Source organism: Calidithermus roseus (assembly GCF_003574095.1).
GTDB lineage: Bacteria > Deinococcota > Deinococci > Deinococcales > Thermaceae > Calidithermus > Calidithermus roseus.
Genome location: NZ_QWLA01000133.1, coordinates 1 through 3,776 on the forward strand (window position 1 = coordinate 1; position 3,776 = coordinate 3,776).

Consider the following 3,776-nt stretch of genomic DNA (forward strand, 5'->3'; position numbering starts at 1 on the left):
CCCCAAGAGCCCGGCCAGCTTCACATCGCCGAAGCCCATCACTACCACCTCCCCCTCGTCCTCGTCCTCCTCGCCCTCGGGTTGGAAGGCCCAGTAAAGGCCGCCGGTCAGGGCCAGCCCGCCCGCCGCGATCAGGAGCCCGCGCAGGCTTTCGAAAGGCCAGTCCGGGAGCAGGTAGGCCACGACGGGCCCCAGCGCGGCCAGCCCCAGCGTGAGGCCGTCGGGCAGGGCCCACACCCGCCTGGTGCGGGCGTTGAGGGCCCAGTTGACAAAGCCCGCCACCAGCCCCGCCGCCGGGCCAAACCAGGCCCCCACCATCGCCGCGAGGTGCAGGGTGTGCAGGCCCACGGGGAACTCCCGCCTGCCGTCGCGCCCACGCCGCACGATCAGCGAACCATAGCTGCCGATGAGGGCGACGACACCCGCGCAGATCAGGGCCGCATCGAGGGCCTGGTTGAAGGGTCGGGGGAAGGCCAATAGGGCCGCCGCCAAAAGACCCAGAAAGAGCCCGCCGAAGTTAATGCCGTCTGGCACAGTGTAGGTGTCGATGTCGATGAAGGAGAGCACCACCAAGATGGCGATGAAGGCCCAGACCAGGACCAGCTCAGGCAGCTCCGGGCGCAGCCAGGCCGCTGCTGCGAAGAGCAGCCCGGTGAGGGCCTCGACCGCCGGGTAACGGGCCGAAATCCGCGCCCCGCAGTGCTTGCAGCGTCCGCGCTGGAGCACCCAGGAGAAGATGGGCACGAGTTCGGCAGGCCCCAGGCGAGTTCCGCAGGAGGGGCAGCTCGAGGGCGGGAACACTACCGACTTGCGCGCGGGGAGGCGGTAGATCACCACGTTGAGAAAGGAGCCGATCACCGCCCCCAGCATGAAGGCGAACACGATGAGCAGGGCCGAAGTCACGGGCGTATTTTACGCGGCACGCCACCTCGAGCCGGTGCAAAGCCAAAGAGAAGCGGCTTTTGAGTGCCTCCAACGACGGATAATTCCGTCCGAGGTGCCCGCACTTACACCCGCCGCGGGGTGACTTAGGATAGGCTTTGTGCTGCTCTCTTCTCCCCTGCTCGAGGTCCCCCACGGCTTCACCACCCGCGAGGGCGGGGTTTCCCAGGGGCCTTATGCCAGCCTTAATCTCTCCCCTTCCACCGGCGACCACCCCGAGCACGTGCGGGAGAACCAGCGCCGGGTGCTGGAGCACTTTGGGCATCCGCCCGTCGCCGCGCTCGATCAGGTTCACGGGAGCGTGGTGCACGCGGTCGAGGGGCCGGGTGTGTGGCAGGGGGACGGGTTGCTGACGGATACGCCGGGACTCTTGCTGCGGGTGGGGGTGGCCGATTGCTACCCGGTGCTGCTCTACGACCCCATGCGGCAGGTGGTGGGGGCGCTGCACGCAGGCTGGCGGGGGACCGTGGCGGGCATCCTTCCGGCGGCGCTGGAGATTTTGCAAGAGCGTTATGGCAGCCGCCCACGGGACATCCGGGTAGCCTTGGGTCCAGGGGCAGGGCCAGGGTTTCAGGTGGGGCCGGAGGTGGCCGAAGCTTTCGCCCAGGCGGGCCTCGAAACCTTCCGTCCCGACCCCAGCGCCCCAGGCCGCTTCTGCCTCGACTTGGCCTCGGCCTTGCGGCAGCAGGCCCTGAGCCTGGGCATCCGAAGCGAGCACTTCTGGACCCTGGGAGCCGACACCCTTCACGACCCCCGCTTTTTCTCCCACCGCCGCGAGCAGGGGATCACCGGGCGCATGTGGGGCCTGATCCAGCTGCCCGCAAATAGCCTGCGGCGAAGTACTACCCTCATGCCCCTCGAGCCAGGCTCCCCACCGCCCTGAAACCCGCCTTGAAGCGCTCGTAGGCTGCGGCATAGGCGGGCTCGGAGTAGGCAGGGATGGCCTGGGCCTCGGGTGCGGTGGCTTCCAGCATCTCCGCGACGCTCTGGTAGACCCCAGCCCCGACCAGGCCGAGCAGGGCCGCCCCTCGAGCCGGGCCCTCCTCGATGGGGGTGCGGGCCAGGGGGGCCCCCAGCACCGCCGAGAGGATGGAGAGCCACACCTCGGAGCGGGCCCCGCCGCCGATGGCCAGCAGTTGGCGTATGGTGGCCAGGGGCTTCATGACCTCGAGCACGTCCTTGAGGCTGAAGGCCACGCCCTCGAGCAGGGCGCGGGTGAGGTGCCCTCGGGTATGGGCCAGGCTCAGGCCCAGCCAGGCCCCGCGCAAGTCCGGGTCGAGGTGGGGGCTGCGCTCCCCGGCCAAGTAGGGCATGAACAGCAGCCCTTCGCTTCCGGCGGCCACGGCGGCGGCTTCCTGCATCAGCGCGTCGAAGGCCACGCCGGGGGCCAGCCGGTCGCGGTACCACTGCAGGCTTCCGGCGGCGGCCAGGGTCACCCCCAGGAGGTGGTAGCCGCCGTCGGCGTGGCAGAAGAGGTGGATGCGGCCCTGGGGGTCGGGGGTGGGGCGCTCGAGAGGCAAAAAGATCACGCCCGACGTTCCCAGCGAAACGCTGCCCACACCGGGACGGGCGCTGGAGAGCCCCAGTCCGATGGCGGCGGCGGCGTTGTCGCCCGCCCCGGCGACCACCGGCAAACCCTCGGGCAGACCCGTAACCCGCGCCCAATCGGCCCGGAGGCCACCCACCACGCCGTGCGAGGGGATCACCTCGGGAAATAGCTCGCTCCTCAGACCCAAAGCCGCGAGCACCTCGGCGTCCCAGTCCTGCGCGGCCAGGTTCAGCCCCCCGATGCCCGAGGCGTCGGAGGGCTCGGTGGCGGCGTTGCCGGTGAGGGCGAAGGCCAGGTAGTCCTTGGGCAGGAGCACCCGCCGGGTGCGGGCGAAGTTCTCCCCCTCGGCCCGGCGCAGCCAGATGAGCTTGGGGAGCTGAAACCCCGTCACCGCCGGGTTGCCGGTGCGACGGATGAGCTCAGGCCGCGGAACCGCCGCCTCGATCTCGGCGCAGGCTTCGGCGGTGCGCTGGTCGTTCCACAGCGGAGCAGGCCGGATGACCTCGCCCCAGGCGTCGAGGAAAACCGCCCCGTGCATCTGCCCGGAGAGCCCCAGGGCAACGGGGGTATAGCCCGCGGCCTCGAGCTTCCCGGCCAGTTCGCCGAGGGCCTGCCGGGTGGCCTCGAGCCAGTCCGAGGGCTTCTGCTCGGTCCAGCCGGGCCGGGGGGTGAGCAAAGGGTAGGACGCGCTGGCCTCGGCCACGCTGTGGCCTTCGGGGGTGAGGGCCAGGGCCTTGAGGCCGCTGGTCCCCAGATCGATGCCGATACTGACGGGTTTCATAGGACTCCTGTGGGGTCAATAGCCGGTAGCCGAACGCCGGGCGTAGGTCGTGCGTCATACGTCCTACGTCGTACGCAAGACGCCGGACGCCTTGTTCCCCCCTTAACAAGGGGGGCTGGGGGGATATTCCCTCCCGCCGCCGGAGAGAGATTCACCACGCGCCCCCACCACCCCCTACCACCCATCCGCCCTGATCCTCATCCGCACCTCGCCCGAGAGGCTTTCGCCCGGCTCCAGCACCCGCACGCCGGTATTGGGCCAGCCCCGGTCCATCAGGTTGAAGCCGTCGGTAGCGTGGGAGACGGGCTCGAGGGCTACGGTGCCGTCAGGGGCGGTGAAGAGCACGAGGTGCGAGAAGATGGGGTCGGCCTCGAGTTCCACCCGCACACCGCTGTGGGGCCACTCGAGCCTCAGCGCACCCTCCCAACCGCCGAACACGTGATCGAGCGCCAGGTCGCCCAGGGGCCTAGGGCTGGAGAAGTCGAGGGCCGGGGGGATGGGGAC

The 3,776-nt window shown here is 70.1% G+C and carries 4 protein-coding genes; 1 reads left to right on the forward strand and 3 read right to left on the reverse strand.

The window, feature by feature from the left end:
* Positions 1 to 903, reverse strand: a 903-nt coding sequence (locus tag Mrose_RS17960) for a prepilin peptidase (RefSeq protein WP_147371723.1), incomplete at its 3' end; no start/stop codon positions are given.
* Between the two features lie 139 nt (positions 904 to 1,042).
* Here Mrose_RS17960 and pgeF point away from each other — a divergent pair.
* The gene (pgeF, locus tag Mrose_RS17965) at positions 1,043 to 1,825 is read left to right on the forward strand and encodes a peptidoglycan editing factor PgeF (protein ID WP_119280587.1); all 783 of its coding nucleotides are present in this window, start codon (positions 1,043 to 1,045) and stop codon (positions 1,823 to 1,825) included.
* Here the strand turns inward: pgeF and xylB are convergent.
* Together xylB and Mrose_RS17975 are read right to left on the reverse strand one after the other, a co-directional pair.
* A complete protein-coding gene (gene xylB / locus Mrose_RS17970) occupies positions 1,791 to 3,272 on the reverse strand; it encodes a xylulokinase (RefSeq protein ID WP_119280589.1) in 1,482 nt (493 codons plus the stop codon). The genes pgeF and xylB overlap by 35 nt on opposite strands.
* A 174-nt stretch (positions 3,273 to 3,446) precedes the next feature.
* On the reverse strand, positions 3,447 to 3,776 hold a 330-nt coding region (locus Mrose_RS17975; protein ID WP_476695787.1), incomplete at its 5' end, for an aldose epimerase family protein.